Source organism: Rhodopseudomonas sp., assembly GCF_036404135.1.
GTDB lineage: Bacteria > Pseudomonadota > Alphaproteobacteria > Rhizobiales > Xanthobacteraceae > Rhodopseudomonas_A.
Map to the genome: position 1 here is coordinate 1 of NZ_DASWPE010000177.1, position 3,719 is coordinate 3,719.

Sequence of the window (3,719 nt, forward strand, 5' to 3'; positions counted from 1 at the left end):
GGTTCGATGGAACGACGGACGAAGGCCCAAGCTGAGGTTCGGGCTTCAAAGCCCTCGGATGACCCGGTCTCTCGTCCGCCACCGCGCGAGACAGCCTACCGCCTCGCCCAGCAGAATTTAAGTTACAAGGATGACGGCGCTATGCTTGCGACGCGCGCTGAACGACGGCGCTGCGCGGCAGCGCCTGATGGCACGCTTGCGCGCGGGCCTCACTTCACCGGCTTGACGCCCGGCAGCGCGGCGACCAGTTCGCGAAACCGATCGCCGCGGATTTCGAAATTGCGGAACTGATCGAACGAGGCGCAGGCCGGCGACAGCAGCACCACCGGCTCGACCAGCTCGGAGGCTGTGGCGTCGCGCGCGGCGTGCGGCACCGCGACCTCCAGCGTCTCGCAGATCTCGTACTCCACCTTGCCGTCCAGCGTCGCGGCGAACTCCTCAGCCGCCACGCCGATCAGATACGCCTTGCGGATCTTCGGAAAGAACCCGGCGAGGCTGTCGATGCCGCCGGTCTTCGGCTTGCCGCCGGCGATCCAGAAGATCTCTTCGTAGGATGACAGCGCCTTGGCGGCGGCGTCGGCATTGGTGGCCTTGGAGTCGTTGACGAACAACGTCTCACCCTGGCGGCCGACCTGCTCCATGCGATGCGCCAGCCCCGGAAAGCTGCGCAGGCCGCGTTGCAGCGCCTCGCGCTCGACGCCGAGTGCCAGCACCGCGGCGGCCGCGGCCGCGGCGTTCTGCGCGTTGTGCGCCCCGCGCAGCGAGCCGATGCCGTCGATCCGCGCGATCGCCTCGTGCTCGCCGTCGTTGACGCGATAGATCGCGTTGTTTTCGACGACGATGCCATTGGCCAGCGGGCGCTTCACCGACAGCCGCAGCACAGTCTTGCCGGCCAGCGCGACGCGCTCGGCGGCGGTGGCGCTGAAATCATCGTCGACGCCGACGATCGCGGTGCCGCCGTCCTGCACGCCGGCGACCAGCCGCTCCTTCACCGCGGCGTAATGCTCGATCGAGCCGTGGCGATCGAGATGATCCTCGGTGACGTTGAGCAGGATGCCGACAGCGGGGTCAAGCGAAGGTGTGAGATCGATCTGATACGACGACATCTCGATGACGTGGACCCGGCCGGCCGCCGGCGGCTGCAGCGACAGGATCGCGGTGCCGATATTGCCGCCCATCTGGGTGTCGAAACCGGCCTCGCGCAGCAGATGCGCGATCAGCGCCGTGGTGGTGGATTTGCCATTGGTGCCGGTGATGGCGACGAACGGCGCGTCGGGCGCCAGATGCCGGCGCTCGCGGCAGAACAGTTCGACGTCGCCGATCACTTCGACGGAGGCCGCCTGCGCCGCCAGCACGGTCCAGTGCGGCACGGGATGGGTCAGCGGCACGCCGGGGGTGAGCACCAGGGCGGCGATGTTGCTCCAGGTGACGCTGTGCAGATCGGCGGTGATGAAGCCGGCCCGCGCCGCCTCGACCAGCCGGTCGATGTTGTCGTCGCTGGCGACGACGTCGGCGCCGCCGGCCTGCAGCGCCTGGCAGCTCGCCAGCCCCGAGCCGCCGAGTCCGAATACGGCAACCGTCTTGCCGGCGAAGGAAGTAATGGGGGTCACAAAAGAACCTTTCCCGCAACAGGGAGCGCGTCATCCTGAGGTGCGCGCCGTAACTGCGGCGCGCCTCGAAGGATGCGCGCCATTGGATTGCCGTCGTCCTTCGAGGCTCGCAAGTGCTCGCACCTCAGGATGACGGCAAAATCACACGCTGCCATCACCGCAGCTTCAGCGTCGACAGGCCGGCCAGTGCCAGCATCACCGCGATGATCCAGAACCGGATCACGATCTGCGGTTCGGTCCAGCCCTTCTGTTCGAAATGGTGATGGATCGGCGCCATCTTGAACACCCGCTTGCCGGTCAGCTTGAACGAGGCCACCTGCACTATCACCGACACCGCCTCCAGCACGAACAGCCCGCCGATCACCGCCAGCACGATCTCGTGCTTCACCGCCACCGCGATCGAGCCGAGCATGCCACCGAGCGCCAAGGAGCCGGTGTCGCCCATGAAGATCGAGGCCGGCGGCGCGTTGAACCACAGAAACCCTAGCCCCGCGCCGAGCAGCGCGCCGCATAACACGGATAATTCGCCGGTGCCGGCGACGTAATTGATCTGCAGATAATCGGCGAACACCGCGTTGCCGGCGAGATAGGAGATCAGCCCGAAGCTCGCCGCGGCGATCATCACCGGCACGATGGCGAGGCCGTCGAGGCCGTCGGTGAGATTGACCGCGTTGCCGGCGCCGACCACGATGAAGGCGCCGAACGCCACGAAGAACCAGCCGAGGTTGATCGCCACATCCTTGAAGAACGGGATCACCAGCGAGCTCGACAACGGATCGCGGCCAAGCCGCACCAGCGCGTAGCAGGCCGCCGCGGCGATCACCGCTTCGATCAGCAGCCGGGAGCGGCCGGCAAAGCCGTTCTGGCTCTGCTTGGTCACCTTCAGGTAATCGTCATAGAAGCCGACGAAGCCGAAGCCGAGCGTCACCGCCAGCACGATCCAGACATAAGGGTTGAGCGGATTGGCCCACAGCACGGTGCCGACCACCAGGCCCGACAGCACCATCAGCCCGCCCATGGTCGGCGTGCCCTTCTTGCTGAGATGCGATTGCGGTCCGTCGCTGCGGATCGGTTGGCCCTTGCCCTGGCGCAGCCGCAGATTGTCGATGATCCACGGCCCGCACATGAACACGAACAGCGCCCCGGTCACCATCGCGCCGCCGGTGCGGAAGGTGATGTAGCGAAACACATTGAACGCCGGAATCGTGCTGGAGAAATCGATCAGCCAATAAAGCATGAAAAGCCGCCCTTACACCGCAGCGTCGCTGAGCGCGGCATTGCCGGGATAGCGCCGCTCCAGCGCGGTGACGATGGTTTTCATGCGCGAGCCGAGCGAGCCCTTGACCATGATGACGTCGCCGCCGCGGATCGCGGCGATGACCTGTGATTCGAGAGCGGCCGCATCCTCTGCATAGCCGCCTCGCTTTCCGGTGGACAGGGCGTCCCAGAGCTGGCGCATCAGCACTCCGCAGCAGAACACCGTGTCGATGGCGTTGGCCTTGATCGCCTCGTTGAGGCCGCGATGCAGCTCAGGCCCGCGCGATCCCAGTTCGAGCATGTCGCCGAGCACCGCGATGCGGCGGCCGTGCGGCCCGACCGCGGCCTGGCCGAGCACGTTGAGCGCCGCGGCCATCGACGCCGGATTGGCGTTGTAGCTCTCGTCGATCAGCGTGGCCTCGCCATGGGCGACCTGCAGCGGACGACGCACGCCGCGGCCGGCGGCCGGCTGCACCTGCGACAGCGTCAGCGCCGCCAGCGCCAGATCGGCGCCGACCAATTCCGCCGCCGCCAGCACCGCCAGCGAATTGATCGCCATGTGGCGGCCGGGAATGCCGAGCTTGTAGGTGACGTCCTCGCCAAAGATCGCGGCGCGCACCGCCGAGCAGTCGGCCTGCAGCGCGATGTCCAACAGCCGCGCGTCGGCCTTGGCGTCGGCGCCGAACGACACGATGCGGCTGATGCTGAGCGACTTGGCGCGCTGGCGCAGCCTTGCGAATTGCGGATTGTCGCGGTTCAGCACCACCGCGCCGTGCGGCTCCAGCCCGGTGAAGATCTCCGCCTTGGCGTCGGCGATCGCCTCGACGCTGTCGAAGAATTCCAGATGCACCG

Annotated in this window: 3 protein-coding genes; all 3 read right to left on the reverse strand. The window is 67.1% G+C overall.

Annotation, left to right across the window (positions count from 1 at the left end; all coding sequences use genetic code 11):
• Window positions 1-209: 209 nt before the first annotated feature.
• Window positions 210-1,610, reverse strand: coding sequence for a UDP-N-acetylmuramoyl-L-alanine--D-glutamate ligase (murD, locus tag VGC77_RS20255; RefSeq protein WP_331173362.1), 1,401 nt, complete (start codon window positions 1,608-1,610; stop codon window positions 210-212).
• Window positions 1,611-1,764: 154 nt separating this feature from the next.
• Window positions 1,765-2,847 (reverse strand): phospho-N-acetylmuramoyl-pentapeptide-transferase, encoded by a 1,083-nt coding sequence (gene mraY / locus VGC77_RS20260; protein ID WP_331173363.1) that lies wholly within the window; start codon window positions 2,845-2,847, stop codon window positions 1,765-1,767.
• Between the two features lie 12 nt (window positions 2,848-2,859).
• The coding region (locus VGC77_RS20265) for a Mur ligase family protein (protein WP_331173364.1) at window positions 2,860-3,719 on the reverse strand (860 nt) is incomplete at its 5' end.